This window comes from Leclercia sp. LSNIH3 (assembly GCF_002935105.1).
Classification (GTDB): Bacteria; Pseudomonadota; Gammaproteobacteria; order Enterobacterales; family Enterobacteriaceae; genus Enterobacter; species Enterobacter adecarboxylatus.
The window spans coordinates 2,299,948-2,320,654 of the sequence record NZ_CP026387.1 but is presented as its reverse complement, the minus strand read 5'-3'; the positions used below and the strand labels follow the sequence as shown (position 1 = coordinate 2,320,654).

The 20,707-nt window shown below is 54.0% G+C and carries 22 protein-coding genes; 7 read left to right on the top strand and 15 right to left on the bottom strand.

The annotated features are described in order from the left end of the window. Positions 1 to 19 precede the first annotated feature (19 nt). Positions 20 to 295 carry a DNA-directed RNA polymerase subunit omega gene (rpoZ, locus tag C3F35_RS11235; protein WP_032615688.1) on the bottom strand — a complete coding sequence of 92 codons (276 nt, stop codon included), beginning with the start codon at positions 293 to 295 and terminating at the stop codon, positions 20 to 22. A 54-nt stretch (positions 296 to 349) separates the two neighbouring features. Further along, a complete protein-coding gene (gene gmk, locus C3F35_RS11230) occupies positions 350 to 973 on the bottom strand; it encodes a guanylate kinase (RefSeq protein WP_032615690.1) in 624 nt (207 codons plus the stop codon). A gap of 251 nt (positions 974 to 1,224) precedes the next feature. Between gmk and ligB the strand changes: the two genes are divergently transcribed. Then, positions 1,225 to 2,895: an NAD-dependent DNA ligase LigB gene (ligB, locus tag C3F35_RS11225; RefSeq protein WP_103793369.1), complete on the top strand. Its 1,671-nt coding sequence runs from the start codon at positions 1,225 to 1,227 to the stop codon at positions 2,893 to 2,895. Here the strand turns inward: ligB and C3F35_RS11220 are convergent. From C3F35_RS11220 to C3F35_RS11210, 3 genes are all read right to left on the bottom strand, one after another. After that, positions 2,892 to 4,544 (bottom strand): phosphoethanolamine transferase, encoded by a 1,653-nt coding sequence (locus C3F35_RS11220; protein ID WP_059309011.1) that lies wholly within the window; start codon positions 4,542 to 4,544, stop codon positions 2,892 to 2,894. The genes ligB and C3F35_RS11220 overlap by 4 nt on opposite strands. Before the next feature lie 122 nt (positions 4,545 to 4,666). After that, positions 4,667 to 5,284 carry a trimeric intracellular cation channel family protein gene (locus C3F35_RS11215; protein ID WP_032615696.1) on the bottom strand — a complete coding sequence of 206 codons (618 nt, stop codon included), beginning with the start codon at positions 5,282 to 5,284 and terminating at the stop codon, positions 4,667 to 4,669. A 203-nt stretch (positions 5,285 to 5,487) separates the two neighbouring features. Continuing rightward, positions 5,488 to 6,351 carry a YicC/YloC family endoribonuclease gene (locus C3F35_RS11210; RefSeq protein WP_032615698.1) on the bottom strand — a complete coding sequence of 288 codons (864 nt, stop codon included), beginning with the start codon at positions 6,349 to 6,351 and terminating at the stop codon, positions 5,488 to 5,490. A 125-nt stretch (positions 6,352 to 6,476) separates the two neighbouring features. Here C3F35_RS11210 and rph point away from each other — a divergent pair, with 125 nt between their 5' ends. After that, entirely contained in the window at positions 6,477 to 7,193 is a 717-nt protein-coding gene (gene rph / locus C3F35_RS11205) for a ribonuclease PH (RefSeq protein WP_032615700.1), read from the top strand. A 60-nt stretch (positions 7,194 to 7,253) separates the two neighbouring features. Continuing rightward, entirely contained in the window at positions 7,254 to 7,895 is a 642-nt protein-coding gene (gene pyrE / locus C3F35_RS11200) for an orotate phosphoribosyltransferase (RefSeq protein WP_032615701.1), read from the top strand. A 50-nt stretch (positions 7,896 to 7,945) separates the two neighbouring features. Here the strand turns inward: pyrE and slmA are convergent, their stop codons facing one another. The 3 genes from slmA to coaBC all read right to left on the bottom strand — a co-directional run bounded on the left by slmA (position 7,946) and on the right by coaBC (position 10,307). After that, positions 7,946 to 8,542 carry a nucleoid occlusion factor SlmA gene (gene slmA / locus C3F35_RS11195; RefSeq protein WP_032615703.1) on the bottom strand — a complete coding sequence of 199 codons (597 nt, stop codon included), beginning with the start codon at positions 8,540 to 8,542 and terminating at the stop codon, positions 7,946 to 7,948. 117 nt (positions 8,543 to 8,659) lie between these two features. Further along, positions 8,660 to 9,118 (bottom strand): dUTP diphosphatase, encoded by a 459-nt coding sequence (gene dut / locus C3F35_RS11190; RefSeq protein WP_164529553.1) that lies wholly within the window; start codon positions 9,116 to 9,118, stop codon positions 8,660 to 8,662. Then, positions 9,096 to 10,307 carry a bifunctional phosphopantothenoylcysteine decarboxylase/phosphopantothenate--cysteine ligase CoaBC gene (coaBC, locus tag C3F35_RS11185; RefSeq protein ID WP_103793386.1) on the bottom strand — a complete coding sequence of 404 codons (1,212 nt, stop codon included), beginning with the start codon at positions 10,305 to 10,307 and terminating at the stop codon, positions 9,096 to 9,098. Before coaBC ends, dut begins: the two co-directional genes overlap by 23 nt. 174 nt (positions 10,308 to 10,481) lie before the next feature. On the opposite strand from coaBC, the gene radC reads away from it, so the two are divergent. From radC to mutM, 4 genes are all read left to right on the top strand, one after another. Next, a complete protein-coding gene (gene radC, locus C3F35_RS11180; RefSeq protein WP_103793368.1) occupies positions 10,482 to 11,147 on the top strand; it encodes a RadC family protein in 666 nt (221 codons plus the stop codon). 216 nt (positions 11,148 to 11,363) lie between these two features. Next, complete coding sequence (gene rpmB / locus C3F35_RS11175; RefSeq protein WP_002436699.1) at positions 11,364 to 11,600, top strand: 50S ribosomal protein L28; 237 nt, start codon at positions 11,364 to 11,366, stop codon at positions 11,598 to 11,600. Between the two features lie 22 nt (positions 11,601 to 11,622). Further along, positions 11,623 to 11,790 (top strand): 50S ribosomal protein L33, encoded by a 168-nt coding sequence (gene rpmG, locus C3F35_RS11170; RefSeq protein WP_013094893.1) that lies wholly within the window; start codon positions 11,623 to 11,625, stop codon positions 11,788 to 11,790. Positions 11,791 to 11,862: 72 nt separating this feature from the next. After that, complete coding sequence (mutM, locus tag C3F35_RS11165) at positions 11,863 to 12,672, top strand: bifunctional DNA-formamidopyrimidine glycosylase/DNA-(apurinic or apyrimidinic site) lyase (protein WP_032615712.1); 810 nt, start codon at positions 11,863 to 11,865, stop codon at positions 12,670 to 12,672. A 49-nt stretch (positions 12,673 to 12,721) separates the two neighbouring features. Here mutM and coaD read toward each other — a convergent pair whose 3' ends face one another. The 7 genes from coaD to C3F35_RS11130 all read right to left on the bottom strand — a co-directional run bounded on the left by coaD (position 12,722) and on the right by C3F35_RS11130 (position 20,518). After that, entirely contained in the window at positions 12,722 to 13,201 is a 480-nt protein-coding gene (coaD, locus tag C3F35_RS11160) for a pantetheine-phosphate adenylyltransferase (protein WP_103793367.1), read from the bottom strand. Positions 13,202 to 13,204: 3 nt separating this feature from the next. Next, positions 13,205 to 13,975, bottom strand: a complete 771-nt coding sequence (locus C3F35_RS11155; RefSeq protein WP_032615714.1) for a glycosyltransferase family 2 protein — start codon at positions 13,973 to 13,975, stop codon at positions 13,205 to 13,207. Next, positions 13,975 to 15,249 carry a lipid IV(A) 3-deoxy-D-manno-octulosonic acid transferase gene (waaA, locus tag C3F35_RS11150; RefSeq protein WP_032615836.1) on the bottom strand — a complete coding sequence of 425 codons (1,275 nt, stop codon included), beginning with the start codon at positions 15,247 to 15,249 and terminating at the stop codon, positions 13,975 to 13,977. The genes C3F35_RS11155 and waaA overlap by 1 nt, the downstream gene beginning before the upstream one ends. Before the next feature lie 154 nt (positions 15,250 to 15,403). Beyond that, positions 15,404 to 17,038 (bottom strand): sulfatase-like hydrolase/transferase, encoded by a 1,635-nt coding sequence (locus tag C3F35_RS11145; protein WP_059309008.1) that lies wholly within the window; start codon positions 17,036 to 17,038, stop codon positions 15,404 to 15,406. A gap of 18 nt (positions 17,039 to 17,056) precedes the next feature. Next, positions 17,057 to 18,028 (bottom strand): glycosyltransferase, encoded by a 972-nt coding sequence (locus C3F35_RS11140; RefSeq protein WP_032615716.1) that lies wholly within the window; start codon positions 18,026 to 18,028, stop codon positions 17,057 to 17,059. An 8-nt stretch (positions 18,029 to 18,036) separates the two neighbouring features. After that, a complete protein-coding gene (locus C3F35_RS11135; protein ID WP_032615718.1) occupies positions 18,037 to 19,020 on the bottom strand; it encodes a glycosyltransferase in 984 nt (327 codons plus the stop codon). Positions 19,021 to 19,144: 124 nt separating this feature from the next. Continuing rightward, positions 19,145 to 20,518: an O-antigen ligase family protein gene (locus C3F35_RS11130; RefSeq protein WP_103793366.1), complete on the bottom strand. Its 1,374-nt coding sequence runs from the start codon at positions 20,516 to 20,518 to the stop codon at positions 19,145 to 19,147. Positions 20,519 to 20,707 lie beyond the last annotated feature (189 nt).

Sequence of the window (20,707 nt, the reverse complement as noted above, 5' to 3'; positions counted from 1 at the left end):
GGGCGACCCGCAGGTTTAATTAACGACGACCTTCAGCAATGGCGGTAACGGCCTGCAGTTCTGCGGCTTCCTGCTCTTGCTGCTCCTGGCGTTCACGAACATCAAGGATCTGGTTGTTGATCAGACCTTCTTCGATTTCACGCAATGCGATAACAGTAGTTTTATCGTTTTCTTCTGGTACCAGCGGATCTTTACCGCCTGACTGCATCTGACGAGCGCGACGCGCGGCGACCAGCACCAGGTCAAAACGGTTACCAATTTTCTCTACAGCGTCCTGAACAGTTACGCGTGCCATACTTAAAATGCTCCACAGATGAAGAAATGACTGGGCATGATACTGAATGTGGGTTCAGTCTGCCAACAGTTTGCTGATTAATGCGTCATGTCGCTGCTTCTGGCGGCTCATGCGCAGACGTTCGGCGCGAAGGATAGTTTTGAGATCGCCCAGGGCGGTATCGAAATCATCATTCACAATAAGATAATCATATTCGGCGTAATGGCTCATTTCCGCAACTGCCTGGGCCATACGTTTTGCGATAACTTCTTCGCTGTCCTGGCCGCGGCCACGGAGACGGCGATCCAGCTCATCTTTCGACGGCGGTAAAATAAAGATGCTGCGCGCCTGCGGCATCTTCGCGCGAATTTGCTGCGCGCCCTGCCAGTCGATATCAAGGAACACGTTCACACCGGTCGACAGTACCTGCTCAATGGTCTCACGTGAGGTGCCGTAGTAATTACCGAAGACTTCGGCGTGTTCAAGAAACGCCTCTCTGCCAATCATCGCTCTGAATTCATCGTGATCGACAAAGAAATAATGTTCACCGTGTACTTCACCCGGACGCGGCGCGCGCGTGGTGTGAGAAACCGATACCTGGGTATCGTACAACGGTTGGGTTTTTAACAGCGCCTGAATCAGGCTGGATTTACCCGCGCCACTAGGGGCAGAAACAATATAAAGCGTGCCTTGAGCCATGAGAGTCTTATGTATGTGTTAACGAAGAAAGTCCTACATACGGGCTTATTATACACGTCGCCGCTTCGTGACGTAGCCTTTGTCACACTTTTTCCGCTTCTTCGTTGATTTTTGCTCGCCCTTTTCCGCTTTTTTGCGCCGTTTGCTGCAACAGAATCAAAGTCCTGATGCTGGCTCGTAAAGTCTGTTTTTCCCTGTCGCCTGCAATTTCATACCGCGTTATACCTTCCATAAAACAGGGAGGGACGACGATGTGGCGAGGATTAGGCGTAGTGATGTTGTTGTGGAGCAGTTACGGGCTGGCGATATGCCCGGCCTGGTCACCCGCGCAGGCAGAGCAGGAGATCGCCCGGCTTAGTGAGCAAATAGCCCGCTGGGATAAGGCTTATTGGCAGCAGGGGGTCAGCGACGTGAACGACGACGTCTATGACCAGCTGGCCGCGCGGCTGAAGCAGTGGCGGCACTGCTTTGGTGATGAACAGGCGACAGAGGCGCAAATGCCTGCGGGCGGTTCGATCAGGCACCCGGTCAGCCATACCGGTGTATCGAAGGTCGCGAATAAAGCGGCGCTCCGGCAGTGGATGCGTTCACATCAAGACCTGTGGATCCAGCCAAAGGTAGATGGCGTGGCGGTGACGCTGGTCTACCGGCAGGGGCAGCTGGTGCAGGCCACCAGCCGGGGAGATGGGCTGAAAGGCGAAGACTGGACGGCGAAAGTGAAGCGCATCGCTGCGATCCCCGCCCGGGTGACGGGGCCGCTCGCCAACAGCGTATTGCAGGGTGAGCTGTTCTTACGTCGTGATAATCATGTTCAGCATCAGATGGGCGGGATGAATGCGCGGGCAAAAGTTGCCGGAGCGATGATGCGGCAGGATGACAGCGCCCTCCTGGATCATATTGGCATCTTTATCTGGGCCTGGCCTGACGGTCCCGCCACGATGGATGAGCGTCTGCAAGCGTTAACCCGGGCGGGCTTTGGCCTGACCGAATCCTGGACGCACAAGGTCAGTTCAGTGGAGGAGGTTGAAAAACTGCGCCATCGCTGGCTGACGTCGCCGCTGCCCTTTGTCACCGATGGCGTTGTTGTCCGCTCGGCACAGGAGCCGGCAGGCAACCGCTGGCTGCCCGGGGACGGTAGCTGGGTGATTGCGTGGAAATATGCTCCGGTTGCACGGATCGCTGAGGTCCGATCTATCACCTTTGCCGTGGGTCGCACCGGCAGGATCGCAGTGGTCGCCACCCTTGAGCCCGTGCAGCTTGATGATAAACGGGTGCACCGCGTCAACCTGGGGTCAGTAGGGCGCTGGCAGGCGCTGGATATTGCACCGGGCGATCAGGTTCAGGTCAGCCTGGCCGGGCAGGGGATCCCGCGGTTGGATAGTGTCGTCTGGCGAGGGAGCAACCGGCAAAAACCGGTTCCGCCAGCGTCGCGCTTCACGCCGCTGACCTGTTTTTATGCCTCGCCGGAATGCCATGAGCAGTTTATGGCCCGCCTGGCCTGGTTGAGTTCGAAAGATGTGCTCGATATTAAAGGCGTGGGTGAGTCGGGCTGGAGGCTATTACATCAAGCACATCATTTTGAGAACATCTTTTCGTGGCTGGCGTGGACCAAAGAGCAGCTCCAAAACACGCCAGGAATGAATGCCACGCGAGGCTTAATGTTATGGCATCGTTTTGAGTTCGCTCGCAAGCAGCCCTTTAGACGGTGGATTGCTGCACTGGGCGTTCCTTTACCGCGAGCCGCAGCAAAAGCGCTTAACGTGCATTCGTGGCAGCAGTTACGCGAAAAAGATGCAGAAAGCTGGCAACAGCTTCCTGGCGTCGGCAAGGAAAATGCGCAAAAGTTGATCGCGTTTATTCATGATCCCACCATCGCGACCCTGGCTGCATGGCTCGGAGAACAGGGTATCCAGGGATTTTAAAGTGAGCCAGGTTTTGCTTTCCGCCAGGGCGTATTTAAATCTTGTGAGCTAAACGTATTGCGTAGCTGGTTGTAATCGAAGATATGGCGTCCGCCGTCCATAACCGGAAGGGACGTAGGCTCTTGATAGCAGGTTTCGAGCACCGAAAGGCAGTTTTTAACCCCTGTAGAGATGCCGAGCCAGTTGAGCATAAGCCAATAGTTATTTGCGGTGGGCCAGAAGCCATTAACCCACCCTAACCGCCGTTTTTGGCTGAAAAGTGCGGGCTGGCTGTACCAGATGAACTGCGGGACTTCGTAAGCCTCTTTACTTGGATTACGGGAACCATGCATATAAATAGATTCCAGTTGCGGATTTTTTTCCAGCCCGTGATCGGAAAAATAAAGAATTGAAGAGGCGGTGTTTTGCAAGCGTTTAGCCACTTCGCCGATAAAGTAATCTGTATAACGAATCGCATTGTTATAGCAATCTTCGTACTTATTTCCGGTATCCAGAACACCTGCTGATGCAGGGTAGCGGTCACATGCCATTTCATGACTACCGTTAATGTGCAGGACAATGAATTTTTTACCGGGTTTGTTTAGTGCCTCTTCGAGGGCGGGTAAAAGCTCCGTATCATATTGGGTATTAATCCAGTGCAAATTTTGGCTGGTTGAAGCAATGGCAGCAATATAATTATTACTCTTTCCTGAGTTCCCTTGCGCACTGATCCATTCCGTGTAATAGCCTGCTTTTCCTGCAATGCTGACAACGTTGTCGGCAAGTTTGTCGACAGTGAAATTATCCGGGTCGGCCTGGCTGAGGATCATAGGGACCGCCAGTACCGTGGCCGATGCCGGGGCAATAGCATTCCTGAAGATCAGAGCGTTCTTTTTAAAAGATGACTCAACAGGTGTAGTGTTCTGGTTGAAACCATAAAGCTGCATATTGCTGCGTCGTGCAGATTCCCCGACGATAACCACGTAGTTTTCGATACCGGTGCGTTGGTATTGCAGGGCAGGATAATGCACATTTTGCTTACTGATTTTCTCAGCTAACGCGTTGTCCCGGTGAGCAATAATAAATTCAGAACCGATGTAAAACGGCGTATAAGTCAGGATCCTTGAACTGAGCGGATAGTAGACTTCCAGGTCTTTGCGCTTTTTAAGCCAGCTTGCGGCAGAGTACCAGCCCATATAGCCCACCAGTAACACCATACTGATGGTTTTTGCCCGATCCGACAGGTTTTCGCTAAGAGACTTAATGGCGTACCAGGTAATAACAAAATAGGCCATGACAATGGGAAGGCTATTGATATAGAGCCCCGACATGCTTTTAGCTTCAGCAATATGGGTTGCCAGGATACTCATGGCAAAAACGGTGTTGAATTCGCTCTGGTAAACATTCCACGTACTGAACGCAAACGCAAAATTGAGCGTTAACAGAACAGTCAGAGCGAAGGCAATAATTTTACCGGGGAGGTAGCGATAGATAGCTGCGGTAGCAAGCAACAAAAGGCTATTACAAATCGCAATGCGCACCATAAAACGTGCAGGTTGTGTGAAATACACCGGCCATAATTGAATCAATACAGAGCACAGCAGCAGGATTAAAAAATGCCTGCAGATCTTTTTATCTATGATGAGGACAGAGGCTTTAGCAAATGACATCAGTTCTTAATGCAAATTTTGAAGATAATGACAGAGAGGTATTGTATGCGCTTTCCAATATATTATAAGCGCACAAAAGTGCTTTTTTCTGTCCATTTTCCTCTTATCCTTTTGTTAAAAACTCAGTGCGAATCATGTGTGTAATGAAAAACGGGTAGCCCAAGTTTCAAGCGCAGCGCCATCATACGCAGGGTAAAACCAAAAAGTAGTGTCGTAATAACGATGACATCATTGTTCGATACATAATGCTGCAATGCGATGTATAGCAAGGCTGCAGCGAACGAGATGCCGGCGTAAAGCTCTTTCTGGAAAACCAACGGAATACGCTTACAGAACATGTCGCGCAACACGCCGCCAAATACTCCGGTTACCACGGCAGCAATAGTCGCAATGATCGGGCCTTCCCCCATATCCAGCGCAATCTGAGCACCAATAATAGAGAACACAATCAAGCCTATTGCGTCCAGAACCAGAAACAGACGTCGAAGATAAGGCATCACAGGGGCGAAAATGGTTGTGAGCACAGCAGAAACAGCAACAATCACAACATACTCTGGATGTTTGACCCAGCCGAGAGGATAGTGCCCAAGCAAGATATCGCGAACAGACCCTCCGCCGAGTGCCGTTGCGGTGGCAATAATGATGACACCAAAAGTGTCCATACGACGACGCCCGGCAGCCAGCGCCCCGGTCATCGCTTCGGCCGTAATACCGACCAGATAAAGAATGTGTAAAAGCATTGTCGCCCCCCAAAAACGTTCAGCAGAGTAGCCTTTTGTAGGGCGGAGCACGATTGAGATTTTCTAAGGCGAAGATTTTTAGCTTAGTTTAACTAATCCATACACACCATTTTTCTCAGTAAAGAGAAAAGAATTATTCTTTAACGATCTTTTATGGCATGAGAAAAACTAATGGGTAACTCACGCTGAGTTACCCATTCTGATTATTCGATGTTCTGAATCTGTTCGCGCATTTGTTCAATCAGCACTTTCAGTTCAATCGCAGAATTAGTCACTTCAGCGTTGATCGATTTCGACGCCAGGGTGTTCGATTCGCGGTTGAACTCCTGCATCATAAAATCGAGGCGGCGACCTACGGCCTCTTTCTTCTTCAGAATGTTATACGTCTCTTTGACATGCGCTTCCAGACGGTCCAGCTCTTCGGAAACGTCGATACGCTGGGCCATCAGCACCAGTTCCTGCTCGAGACGGTTATTCTCCAGCTGCACTTCGGCATCTTCCAGTTTGGCGACCAGACGCTCGCGCTGCCACTGCAGGATTTCTGGCATATGGGAACGGACCTTCACCACTTCGCCGCTCACGCCTTCCAGGCGCTGCTCGATCAGCGCTTTCAGCGCCTGGCCTTCGGTTTCACGGGCCACGATGAAATCGTCCAGCGTACCGTCCAGCGCAGCCAGGATCTCAGCGGTAATCGCGTCCAGATCCTGCTCGCCAGCCGCCATCACGCCAGGCCAGCGCAGAATATCAACCGGGTTGATTTCGCCTTCGTCGCTCTGCATCTTGACCCAGTTAGCGGCGTTCACCAGCTGTTTAGCCAGTTTTTCGTTGAGGATCAGCTCCCCTTGCGCACTCGCATCAGGCTCAAAACGCAGGTTGCATTCAATCTTTCCGCGCGTCAGACGAGCGCGGATACGCTCGCGAACCACTGGCTCAAGACTGCGGAACTGCTCCGGCATACGGAAATAGGTTTCAAGATAGCGTTGGTTTACCGAGCGCATTTCCCAGGTAGCGCTGCCCCAGCTACCCTTGATTTCACGGCGGGCGTAGGCGGTCATACTGCGGATCATAGACATTTCCGTTTTCAAAGGAGAGATGGGGGGATTATAGCTTTCGGGGCTTTCTCAGGATAGGAATAAGCGCGTTTAATCCGTATAATGCGCAGCCACATTCGTTTCAAGCCGGAGATATCATCATGCGTCCATCAGGTCGTAGCGCCAACCAGGTGCGCCCCGTCACCCTGACCCGTAACTATACAAAACACGCTGAAGGCTCTGTGCTTGTTGAATTCGGTGACACCAAAGTGCTGTGCACCGCCTCCATCGAAGAAGGTGTGCCACGCTTCCTGAAAGGTCAGGGGCAGGGCTGGATCACTGCCGAGTATGGCATGCTGCCACGCTCCACCCACACCCGTAACGCCCGCGAAGCGGCGAAAGGTAAACAGGGTGGCCGTACTATGGAGATTCAGCGTCTGATCGCCCGTGCGCTGCGCGCTGCGGTTGATCTGAAAACGCTGGGCGAGTTTACCATCACCCTGGACTGCGACGTGATCCAGGCCGACGGCGGTACGCGCACTGCCTCTATCACCGGTGCCTGCGTGGCGCTGGCCGATGCCCTCAACAAACTGGTTGCGGCTGGCAAGCTGAAAGCAAATCCACTTAAAGGCATGGTTGCTGCGGTGTCTGTGGGTATCGTCAATGGCGAAGCGCTGTGCGATCTGGAGTACGTTGAAGACTCTGCAGCAGAGACCGACATGAACGTGGTGATGACCGAAGATGGTCGCATCATCGAAGTGCAGGGCACGGCAGAAGGTGAGCCGTTTACCCATGAAGAGCTTCTCGCCCTGTTGGCGTTAGCCCGAGAGGGAATCGAATCTATCGTAACGACGCAGAAGGCGGCGTTAGAAAATTGATTTTAAAGGCGACTGATGAGTCGCCTTTTTTTTGTCCGTAGAAAAGTAAGGAGCGAATCCATGAAACCGTATCAGCGCCAGTTTATTGAGTTTGCGCTTAGCAAGCAGGTACTTAAGTTTGGCGAATTTACGCTGAAATCCGGGCGCAAAAGCCCCTATTTCTTTAACGCCGGGCTGTTTAATACCGGGCGCGATCTGGCACTGTTAGGCCGCTTCTATGCCGAAGCGCTGGTGGATTCCGGGATTGAATTCGATCTGCTGTTTGGCCCGGCCTATAAAGGCATCCCGATTGCCACCACCACCGCCGTGGCACTGGCGGAGCATCACGATCGCGACGTGCCGTACTGCTTTAACCGTAAAGAGGCTAAGACCCACGGCGAAGGCGGTAATCTGGTCGGCAGCGCCCTGCAGGGCCGCGTCATGCTGGTGGATGATGTGATCACCGCGGGCACCGCCATTCGTGAATCAATGGAGATTATCCAGGCGAACAACGCGACGCTGGCGGGCGTGCTGATCTCGCTGGACCGCCAGGAGCGCGGCCGGGGGGAAATTTCTGCTATTCAGGAAGTGGAACGTGACTACAGTTGTAAAGTGACATCGATCATCACCCTGAAAGACCTGATCGCGTATCTGGAAGAGAAGCCGGAGATGGCAGAGAGCCTGGCGGCGGTGCGGGCGTATCGCGAAGAGTTTGGCGTGTAAATAAAGTGCCCGGTGGCGCTGTGCTTACCGGGCCTGGAATACTGTTTCCGCTACTGCAACTGCGCAGCCACTAACGGCCAGCGGGCGTCAAAATCGTCCGTTGGGCGATATTTGAATTCACTGCGCACAAAGCGGGAGAGCATCCCTTCACAGAAGGCCAGCACCTGCCCCGCAAGCAGCGATTCATCCATGCTGTAACCCTCGCCTTCACGCATCTTCTTTTCGCGCAATACCTGGCGCAGCTGCGCTTCGATACGTTCGAAAAGCTGGTTAATCCGCCCCTGTAGCCTGTCCTGCTCAAACATCAGTGCATGGCCGGTCAGGATACGGGTTAAACCCGGATTGCGTTCACCGAAACCGAGGATCAGCTGAACAATCAGACGCAGCCGTGCGGTGGTGTCTTTTTCATCCTTCAGAATCAGGTTGATACGCGTGATCAGGCTATCTTCGATAAACTCGATCAGGCTGTCGAACATCCGCGTTTTACTGGGGAAATGACGGTACAGCGCCGCTTCCGACACGCCCACAGAGGCGGCCAGTTTTGCGGTGGTGATGCGTTGACTGCCATCGCTGGATTCAAGCATCAGAGCCAGAGATTGAAGTATTTCTTCGCGACGGTTCCTTTTCGCTGTTTGTTTTTCTGCCATGTTGCAAAATACCCCTGAAAATAAGCACTTGTCAGGCTGACATCCACACAACGACCGCAAACAGGTGTTTGCGGTTTGTTAATACGTTATTAGATTGTGAGATGCGTTTAGCCGGGTTTATTTACGCCCGGAATGGCCGAAGCCGCCTTCGCCGCGATCGGTGGCGTCGAAGTCTTCTACCAGATTAAATTCAGCCTGTACCACCGGGACGAATACTATCTGGGCGACACGCTCGCCGGGTTGGATGGTGAAGCTGTCCTGGCCACGGTTCCAGACGGAGACCATCAGCTGACCCTGGTAGTCGGAATCGATAAGCCCCACCAGGTTGCCCAGCACGATACCATGCTTATGGCCCAGGCCAGAGCGCGGCAGGATCACCGCAGCCAGAGAGGCATCGGCAATGTGAATTGCAAGACCAGTCGGCAGCAGGGTGGTAGCACCCGGCGCCAGTTCTACAGCGGCGTCGAGGCAGGCGCGCAGATCAAGACCGGCAGAACCGGATGTAGCATAGGTCGGCAGGGGAAATTCCTGACCAACGCGCGGGTCCAGAATCTTAACGTCGATTTTTTTCATCATAACGGGTAACGATCTCGTCCAGTAATAGTTGGCCCAGGAGTTCCTTGCGCTCAAGCGGTAAGACTTTATCTCCCTCCTGCCAGAATAGGTGCAGTGCATTGCTGTCGCTGTTAAACCCTTGGGTGGCCAGCGATACGTCATTCGCGCAAATCAAATCGAGGTTTTTGCGGGTACGTTTTTGCCGGGCATATTCTTCCACATTATTTGTTTCAGCAGCAAACCCAACAACGTAAGGCCGACGATCTTTTAGCGCGGCGACACCGGCAACGATATCCGGGTTTTTCACCATTTTTATTGTGATTTCATCGCCTTGCTTTTTAATTTTCTCATCTGCTATGGCCGCTGCGCGGTAGTCCGCCACGGCGGCACAGCCAATAAAAATTTGCTGCTGTTGTGCCTGTGCCTGGACAGCCGCTTCCATCTCCAGCGCGGTTGTCACGTCGATGCGCTGCACCCGCGGTGGGGTTGGCAACGATACCGGGCCGCTGACCAGCGTAACCCTGGCTCCGCGCTGCGCGGCGGCGGCGGCAATCGCAAAGCCCATCTTGCCGGAGCTTTGGTTAGTGATATAGCGCACCGGATCCAACGGCTCACGCGTCGGACCCGCGGTAATCATGATGCTGAGATGTTGCAGATCGTTGACAGGTGAAAAATGGCTGGCAGCCAGATCCACAATCGCCAGCGGATCCAGCATACGGCCCGGGCCGATATCGCCACAGGCCTGGCTGCCGCTGTCTGGCCCCCAGATCAGCAGGCCACGGGAAGCCAGCGTGGCAAGGTTATGCTGCGTTGCTGCGTTGCGGTACATCTGCTGGTTCATGGCGGGTACCACGGCGACCGGGGCCGGAGTAGCCAGGGAGATGGTGGACACCAGGTCGTTGGCCATGCCGGCTGCGACACGGGCGATGAGATCGGCGGTGGCTGGCGCGAGGATGACTAAATCGGCCCACTTACCCAGTTCGATATGGCCCATCGCGGCTTCGGCCGCCGGATCAAGCAGGCTGTCCGACACAGGGTAGCCCGAAACGGCTTGCAGGCTCAGTGGCGTAATAAACGCTTTGCCCCCTTCGGTTATTGCCACCCGCACGTCTGCGCCACGCTCACGCAAACGGCGCACCAGTTCCGGCGTTTTATAGGCCGCAATGCCGCCGCTGACACCGAGAACGATTTTTTTACCGGCCAGGCTCATCATGATTCTTTCCTGTTGGGTTCACCTGAGAGACGGGCATTTTATCACAATCCGAAAAGCATCGTGATGTTGTCCATCCGCCACTTTGCGAGGCGTTACGCAAGACAAGCAATCCGCCATCGTGAGGGGGCACGGTCTATGGCAGCATAGCCTGACGATGGAGGAGGGCTGAGTATGGATACACCATTCCCGCAGTTGCCGCGGGAAAAAATTCTCGCTGATGGCGCGACAACGCTGACGGACGAAGAGCTGCTGGCGCTGTTCCTGCGAACCGGTACGCGAAGTAAAAATGTTTTCACGCTTTCTAAAGACCTGTTGCAGCATTTCGGCTCCCTGCACGGCTTGCTGACTGCCGAACTGACGGCGTTCAGGGGCGTGGACGGGATCGGCATTGCGAAATTCGCCCAGCTCAGAGGTATTGCGGAGCTTGCCCGCCGGTACTATTGCTCGGGGATACGGCAAGAAAACCCGCTTAAAAACCCGGAGATGACCCGGGAGTTTGTGCGCAGCCAGCTGGCGGAAGAGGAGAGGGAGATTTTTATGGTGATTTTCCTCGATAATCAAAACCGCGTGCTGAAACACTCCCGGCTATTTTCGGGTACCCTGAGCCATGTGGAGGTGCATCCACGTGAAATTGTGCGCGAAGCGATAAAAGTGAATGCCGCTGGCGTGATCCTCGCGCATAATCATCCCTCAGGACGCGCCGAACCGAGTAAAGCCGACAGAGACGTGACCGCACGCATTATGAAATGCTGTCAATTCATGGACATTCGTGTTCTTGATCATCTGGTGATAGGCCGTGGAGAGTACGTTTCGTTTGCAGAACGTGGATGGATTTAAGCCATTTCTCGCGATCCATCGGGATCTTTGTCTGTTCGGGACTTGAGCACATCCTCGAGTCAGCGTATACTACGCCACCTTTGAGAATCTCGGGTTTGGCAATTGGGCCTGGCAATCGATGGTTCACTTAGAACTGCGATGACTGGGCTGTAAAGCCTGACGAGGCGCCGATACCCCATACGAAGCTCGAGCTAATTTGATTTTTGGAGAATAGACATGTCCCGAGTCTGCCAAGTTACTGGCAAGCGTCCGGTGACCGGTAACAACCGTTCCCACGCACTGAACGCGACTAAACGCCGTTTCCTGCCGAACCTGCACTCTCACCGTTTCTGGGTTGAGAGCGAGAAGCGTTTTGTCACCCTGCGTGTATCTGCTAAAGGTATGCGTGTTATTGATAAGAAAGGCATCGATACAGTTCTGTCCGAACTGCGTGCCCGTGGCGAAAAGTACTAAGTACTTAAAGAGGAAATAAATCATGGCTAAAGGTATTCGCGAGAAAATCAAGCTGGTTTCTTCTGCTGGTACAGGTCACTTCTACACCACCACGAAGAACAAACGTACTAAGCCGGAAAAACTGGAACTGAAAAAGTTCGATCCAGTTGTACGCCAGCACGTAATGTACAAAGAAGCTAAAATTAAATAATTTTAGGCTCCTTGTACTGAAAAACCCCGCACCTGCGGGGTTTTTTGCATTCTGCATCTCAACGGAGGAACCATGCCTGAATTACCTGAGGTAGAGACCAGCCGCCGTGGCATTGAGCCTCACCTGGTCGGTGCGACCATTCTTCACGCTGTTGTCCGTAACGGCCGCCTGCGCTGGCCGGTTTCTGATGAGATCCACACGCTGAGTGACAAACCTGTTCTCAGCGTACAGCGCCGCGCGAAGTACCTGCTGCTGGAACTGCCGGATGGCTGGATCATCATCCATCTGGGGATGTCCGGGAGCTTACGCATCCTTAGCGAAGAGCTGCCCGCAGAAAAGCACGACCACGTTGACCTGGTGATGAGCAACGGCAAAGTGCTGCGCTATACCGATCCCCGTCGCTTTGGTGCCTGGCTGTGGACTAAAGAGCTGGAAGGGCATAACGTGCTGGCGCACCTGGGGCCGGAGCCGCTCTCGGACGCCTTTGACGCGGAATACCTGAAAGCGAAGTGCGCGAAGAAAAAATCCCCGATTAAACCCTGGCTGATGGATAACAAGCTGGTGGTCGGCGTCGGTAATATATATGCCAGTGAATCGCTCTTTGCCGCCGGGATCCATCCCGATCGCTTAGCCTCATCGCTTTCTGCTCAGGAGTGTGAGCTGTTGGTCAGGGTGATCAAAGCGGTGCTGCTGCGTTCGATTGAGCAGGGCGGAACCACCCTGAAGGATTTCCTGCAAAGCGACGGTAAGCCGGGCTACTTTGCCCAGGAGCTGCAGGTTTATGGCCGTAAAGATGAACCATGCCGGGTCTGCGGTGCGCCGATTGTGGCAACGAAGCACGCGCAGCGCGCCACCTTCTACTGCCGTCAGTGTCAGAAATAATGCGATGCAGGCCGGGCAAGCGCAGCGTCGCCCGGCAAAAAGGCAGGAACTACTTCAGTTTGTCCATTAACGCCTGATGGACAACGGCAGGCAGGAAATGGGTGACATCACCCGCGTGGCGCGCGACCTCTTTCACCAGCGAAGAGGAGATAAACGACCACTCTTTGGATGGCATCAGGAAGACGCTCTCCAGCTCGGGCATCAGATGGCGATTCATGTGGGCGAGCTGCATCTCATATTCAAAATCAGCCACCGCACGCAGCCCGCGAATCAGGATATTCGCCTGCTGAGCGCGGGCAAAGTTCGCCATCAGATCGCTAAAGCCCACCACATCCACGTTCGGCAGATGCGCAGTAGCGGCTTTCGCCAGGGCCACCCGCTCGTCAAGGTCGAACAGCGGCTTTTTGCTGGGGCTGGCGGCAATCGCCAGAATCACCTTATCAAACATGCTTGCCGCACGTGTGACGATATCGATGTGACCGTTGGTGATGGGATCGAAGGTACCCGGATAAATCGCTTTTGTGCTCATGGCTCACGCTTTCTCTGAGTAGCCGCGGTTCAGCGCCCACAGCTCGGTATATTTATTAAAAGTATACTGGGCGTTAACCACCGCCAGTAACCAGCCCTGTTTACCGTCCAGCACGCCACCGCGCAGCACCAGCGTCTTCAGGAACGCCCCTGCGGTGTGGCTGAAAATACCCGCCAGCGAGGTTGTCTTACCGCGCTGATGACGCTCCTGCGCCCATGCCGTGGCGTAATTCAGCTGTTTACGCTGGAAGCTGGCGAAATCACGACAGGTGAGATGCAACAGATCGCCATCGAGGGCAACCACGCGTGCGCCGTCGCAGGCCAGCGATTCGTGCACCAGGTTATCGTTGTACTGATAGCGCGTGCGCGAGTACAGGCGCATCACGCGATCGGGATACCAGCCACTGTGCCGCATAAAGCGACCCAGGAAGTAGTTTCGCCGGGCGATGCTGTAGACGGCATCAGGCTGCGGTGCAGCCAGCACATGCTGGATGGCCTGTTGCAGTTCCGGGGTAACACGCTCGTCGGTGTCGATCATCAGGACATAGTCGCCAGTGGCGAACGCCTGCGCGCGCTGGCGCTGGATGCCGTAGCCCTGCCAGTCGGTATTGATATAGACCTGCACACCGGCCGCGCGGGCGACCTCCACCGTGGCGTCGGTGCTGCCGGAATCAAGCAGAACGATCTCATCGGCCCACGCCACGGAGGCGAGGCAATCTGGCAGCAGGTCAGCGGCGTTTTTGGCGATCATGACGACCGACAGGCGCGCAGACATTAATGGCTCCGCAGGGGCAGGTAAGGTTGCAGAAGTTGCAGCAGGCGGGTCAATGCCCCCTGATTCTGATGCAGCACTTCGACAGCATGGCGGCCATACCATAGGCGATAATCTTCGTCGGTCAGAAGGGTGGAAACTTCCTTCACGATCGAATGTGCATCGGTGACCGTAATCAGCCCGTCAGCCTGCTGCAGTTTGGCGCAGATGTCTTTGAAGTTGAAAGTGTGTGGCCCCATCAGCACTGGAATGGCGTGCGCTGCCGGCTCCAGCGGGTTATGCCCGCCGCGCTCCACGAGGCTGCCGCCGACAAAGGCCAGATCGGCAATGCCGTACAGCAACATCAGCTCGCCCATGGTGTCGCCAATCACGACCTGGGTACCGGAGGACGGGATTTCACCGCTGCTGCGCATAGTGAAGCTGAACCCGCCTTTCTGCACCATGTCGCGGGCATCTTTAAAACGCTCAGGATGACGTGGCACCAGAATTAACAACAGGTCCGGGAAGCTTTCCAGAAGCTGGCGATGCGCCTGGAGGATAATCTCTTCTTCGCCGTCGTGGGTGCTGGTAGCGATCCACACTTTACGGCGCGGCGCCCACTGGCGACGCAGGGTAATGGCGCGGGCAGCCAGTTCCGGGGTAACCGAAATATCAAACTTCAGGCTGCCGGTGACCGCCAGCTGATTGCGCTTCAGGCCCAGCGACAGGAAGCGCGCGCCGTCTTCTTCATTCTGGGCCGCGATCAGGGTGATTTTACTCAGCAGGCGACGCATAAATTTGCCCAGCTTGCCGTATCCCTTCGCAGAGCGCTCCGACAGGCGGGCGTTAGCCACCACCAGCGGAATTTTACGGCTGTGCAGGGCAGAAATCATGTTCGGCCACAGTTCGGTTTCCATCACAATCACCAGCTTAGGGCGCACGGTATTGAGGAAACGGTTCATGGCGCAGGGTAAATCGTAAGGCAGATAGACGTGATGCACATCTTTGCCAAAGGCCGACATGGCGCGTTCGGAGCCGGTTGGCGTCATGGTAGTGACGGTGATCGGCAACGAAGGATAACGGTGGCGCAGGGCACGAACCAGCGGAATGGCCGCCAGCGTTTCACCCACGGACACGGAGTGGAGCAGGATACCGTCCGGCGCAACTTTGTTGCGGCAGAAACCATAGCGTTCAGCCCAGCGTTTACGGTAGGCAGGCGCTTTACGGCTACGCAGCAGCAGTCGTAGCCACACCAGTGGCTGAATAATATAGAGCAGAGCGGTATACAACAATTCCAAGCGATTATCCGTTTTTTCAGTTTCGGCGGGCAAATTCTAAGCATTTAGGCCGTTTAAAGCTATCCCTTTGGCGCTTTTGCTCAGCCATTTGCCTGCGTTACATGCGTTCGCAGATAAAAAAACGGGCATCTGATGCCCGTTTTATGATTTCTGCTTAACGTTCCGCTTCCGGCAGTTCGTTCAGATGGTAGGTGACGCGCTCCGACAGGCCGCGAATATCACCCCCGGTGATGTAGTAGCTGTCGTCCTTCTGGTTCGGGTTGCTGACTGCGTAACCCAACATCTTGTTGATCAGCGTCGCCATCTGGTAATGGTTGAGCGGCACCTGTGGGCTGATAGCGCTCATCGTATACGCCGGATCGTTACTGAAGTAGAGGAACGGCACCTGGGCAATCGGCATTTCGACAATCGAGTGGCCGAACAGCCCGCCATCACCCACGCGTTCGCCGTGATCTGAGGTAATAAACACCAGAACCGGCAGTCTGGATTTCGCCATCGCGGTACGGATTGCCGAGGCTAGCTCTTTGTCGTACAGGCGCACGGCATCATCGTACTCATTTTTCTTCTGCGCCACGTCGTCACTCAGGCGTGGGGTAGAGAATTTCGCGAAGCCCTGCGGAATGTTGCGCTCATACGGAATATGCGGCGCACGGCTGTTCAGCACCATCAGGAAAGGCTTATTCCAGTCCAGCTTCGCCTGCTCAACGGAAGGGGTTAGCACCACATCGGCACCGACGTCCGGCGCCGGGCGGATCTGCGTATCTTCCCACAGGTCGATATCGTGGATACCAATCCAGTTGCTCAGCCCTTCCAGACCCTGGGCAGAGATAAACGCCGTCTGGTAGCCCTGCTTTTTAGCATTGGTAAAGATGTTGGTCGACTTCGACTTATAAGCATCGTAGTTGTCCGGCTCGCGCAGGTTATTGACCAGCATCGGGATCGCCACGCGGGTCGAAACCGCGTTCGAGACGATCAGCCGACCCGTACCCTGATACTGCTGCATCAGGGCTTTCAGTTCCGGCGTGGTGTCGCGATCGTAGCCCAGGGCGCTGACGTGATGCGGGTTGAGGCTTTCACCAATCGCCAGGATGATGGAGTATTTCCCGGCGTGACTGCCTTCCACCGGTGTGACCTTATACGGCTCGTAGTGCGTTATGCTCTGGTTTTCGCCGGAAAGGGCTTCCGGGATCAGGCGAATAGCGCTGTAACTCATGGCCGACAGACCGTTACGCAGTAAGGAGTGGCGCAGATCCGGGTTGAATTTATACATCTGCCCGTCGATGGCTTTATAGAACTGACCGGCAAACATCACCACGATAGCCAGCAGGCACGGCATCGCCACCCACTTATGCCACTGCGGTGCCAGACGACGAGTAAAGACCAGCGCAAAGATTACTGCGACGGCCATGATGGCAAAGTAGATCCCAAGCGAACCCAGACTGTCCGTAATGCCGCTGGCGATATCTTTGGTTTCGACAAAGGCCAGCCACACTTCACTCGGGCCATAAAACTGGCCGTAGAACTGGTAATAGACCGCTTCCGATATCTGCACGATAAAGGTAACCGCCAGCAGCAGACGGGTGAGGAAATAGCGGGCGCTGATAGCCGCCAGCAGGGAAATGATCAGATACAGCGACATGTCGCTGGATTTCGGCTGATAAACATGGTCTTTCAGCAGGATGATGATTTCACACAGTGAAAACAGCACCAGCAAAACCAGCGTGAGTATCACGGTACGCAGAATAGTGCGGCGCGGCGTGTGTGACGATTGTGAGGATGTTTTAAACATGAACGGACTCAAGGTTACTTAAAACTTTTTAGTCAGCGGGCGAATGGCTTTACCGAAACCAAAGCGCAGTGCACGAACCAGGGTAGGGCGTTTATGCAGTCCTTTACGCCAGATATCCTCAAACAGGCTGAACCAGCGCGCGGCGACCGCTTCGCGGGAATAAACCTGCAGACGTTTATCACCCTGCTCGCGCATCTGACGATACAGGTCTGGATTGTTTTTAAGCCGCATGATGGCCTCAAAAGCCTCATCCGGCGTTTTGGCGATCAGGTAGTCGAATTCGCTTTCGCGGATCGCGCGGTACGATGGCTCGTCGTCGCAGATCATCACCGTTTTGCCCAGCCAGTTGTTAATCAGCTTGCTGGCCGGTTTGCGCGCCAGCTTGTGGTCGTGCGATTTACGGAAACTGATACAGACGTCCACGTCCTGATAGTCAGTCCAGTTATCAAAGGAGATACGCAGGTCAATGCCTTGCTCGGCAAGACGCTGTTTAAAGGCCTCGCTGCGGAACGCCTCCGGGAAGCTGTCGACGCGGCCAAAAAAGGCCACGGTTTTGACGGTTTCATCAGTACGCTCACGCGGTTTCACCCCTGGCTGTGGCCAGTACGGAACAAAGATGCGGTTGCTGCGGTTATCGACTTCCGGGTTCTGATCCACAACCACGTCCGCGCCAATTACCGGTGGGCGGTCGGCACGTGCGACGACGGTCACCCCACGCCAGGGTTTGACGCGCGATCCAAAATCATCGTTATGCATCAGGTTGATGGCATCCGGGCGGCACTCCGATCCAAAGGAGCACTCAATGTCGTCACCGTAGTAGTGTTTCAGCGCCAGAGTTGTCTGGAACGTCCAGCCGCCGCGACCGCCGCAGTAGAAACGCTCCGGGATGGTATCCGGGTTGACGCGGTTATCCAGCAGCGTCTGGAAGTCTGCATAGTTTTTGGCGATGAAATCAGCGCGGGAGACCGCATGTAATTTAAGTTTGCTCATAATGTTCGTTAGCCGATGATTTTTTTAAGGCGGAAGTAACGACGCCCCAGGCGCCAGCGCTGGCGTAAACCGCGCGCGTTTTGCCAGATCATCGACCAGATGCCGCGATCGAACAGTTCCTGGGTGATTTCGCGTTTTTTCGCGCTGTCTTCGATATTGTTAATGCTGTGCAGAATACCCAGCCCTTCTTTGGCAATTTGCCACTGACAGGCCGGGGCGCGCTTCACCTGTTCTGGATAGCGTTTATTAATGGCATCCAGCATTTCGAGGATTTTCATATAGTGGCGTGAAGAGCGCATCCGCGTATCGTCAGTGCCGGGCGTGTGGGAAACCGATGCAGAGTGAATCAGATAGTCATAATAGACTTCATCCACATATTGCACGCGTTTGGCCGTCAGCAGCACTTCTGTGGTCCAGGGAATATCCTGATGGCGCAGCCCGTGTTCGAAGGTAAAACCCTGGGCTTTGATAAAGGCGTGGCGATAGATATTCAGCCAGGTGACATGCAGGAATTTACGTGAGGCCAGTGCCATCTGCAGCCACTCCGGGCCGTCGAGCACGCCTGTAGACGCGAGCTTGTCGGACGGAAAAATCTTTTTCGACGGGCGGCCGTCGTCATAAATATAGGTGCCGTTGCAGGTGGCGACATCCAGCTGGCCTGCAAAGGCAATATCCAACAGACGCTGGTACATGCCTGGATAAATAACGTCATCGATATCGGGGAAGGCAACGTATTCGCCTGTTGCGAGGGCAAGGCCAGTATTACGTGCGGCCGATACGCCGCCATTAGGCTGATCGATTATCTGGAAATGGCTAAATTCACTGGCATAGCGGGCAATAATTTCAGCTGAGCGATCCGTTGAGCCGTCATTAACAATAATGAGTTCGAGGCTCGATAAATTCTGCTGTTTAATGCTGTCAAAAAAAGCGCTCAGGAATTTTTCGCCATTAAAAACGGCAACGATGAGGCTTAATTGAGGCGTTTCAGACATGCTTTCTCCGTAAAAATACGCAGCAATAAAAAGGGTATAACGAGGCCATTTGCTGGCAATTCGACAGCCGACAGGCTAAAGCGTTCCGCGCCAGGGTGATTATTCCCTTGGCGCGTCAGAGTGATCAGGACGTTTGCTTTTCGGTGTTTGAAGGGCGCAGCGCGCACATGCCAACCAGCAGGCCGGTCAGTAACATATACTGCTCCAGATAGTGATCTTTGAGGTTGTGATCGACCATGGTTCTGGAGAAGAAACTGATGGTAAAGAGCAGCAGGAACATCCCCACCATCATGTTGCCACGACGGAATTCTCGCCAGCCGATATACCAGCAGCCTACCAGCAGAATCAGCCAGCCTGCGATGCCAATAACACCGTTCTGAATGCCAAATTCAATCAGGCCGTAATGGCTATGGGGAATAGTGATGCGGTTATCTTGTGTATCCCGGCGCAATACAAAACGGAAGGCCTCTTTTTTGGCCCCCACACCCGCCGGATGCTCAGCAATCAGTTTCCAGCCCTGATGGAAGAAGCTTGCGCGACAACCATTGGAATGACTCATTGGTGCGCCAGTGAACTCATTAATAATTACCGGACCGTCGGTTGTATTGTAACAAAAGCTGTTAAACGGAGCATTCCAGCCCGTAATAGCATCGCTTTCCAGCGTTTGCCAGCGTGGGTCAGTTTTCCAGGAAGCGTAGCCCAGTAACGCCGAAGCAATAATAATACCAACAAAGATACTGCCCACGGCCACCACCCGGCTACGACGCATACTGTGGAGACTCAGCAAGAAAAAGGTCGAAAAAAGGCTACCGACCAAACCTATAGTACCCCATCGGTTATCTACCAGCGCTGTACATGCCAGATTGCTTAACAGCATTAGTGCGAGTATCGGTGTTTTCAGGCGCAGGAAGCGTTGATGCAGCAGACCACGCGCTAAGAGTTCGGCCATCAAAAAGCCGGTGATCATGTTGACCTGGAAGCTCATACGGGTGCGGTTATAGACGATCCGCGTTTCGCCCCAATGAACATGACCGTCGCGCCAGTAGAGCCAGAGTGAATCCAGTAAATGTATGCAAACCACGCCCCAGAAGAAGAGGACCACCAGCGTGAAGAAGCGGGCGGCAGTCATGGAAGGGAAGGTTCTCTGGATCGCCGGTAATAATACCAGGCCAGCGCAGAACAATAATACCGGGCGCAGCCACTGGCCACTCCAGGCAGAAACCATTTCTTTTATGTCGGGGGCGACAAAAAAACCATTAATCACAATAAAGAAAGTTAACGCCCATATCGCAATAAGAACGAACTTAATTTTACTTAAATCCAGCCGTTGTCTGGTTTTTACTCCATTAAAAAACAGGCCAAGCGCCACGGCAACGATGGGATAAATCAACCCATTGCGGTGAAACGGCAGCTGATCGTTGGGAATAGGCCAGATAAAACATAAAGCCAGTACAGCAAGGACTAACAGACCTGTCAGAATGTTACGAGTATTTGTCATATATTTTGGGCTGGTTAAGGATTTTTCGGTTCTTGACCGGCTGGTTAACAACGCTGTGAACGATCTCCACGGCTTTTCCGTGGGAAATAAAAAGCCAGAGAAAACTATCACAAATACCTGACCTACAGAAGGACAATGTTTGTAAGCAAGAATAATCCGTTAGGCGCTTTCCGACACCAGGCTTTATGT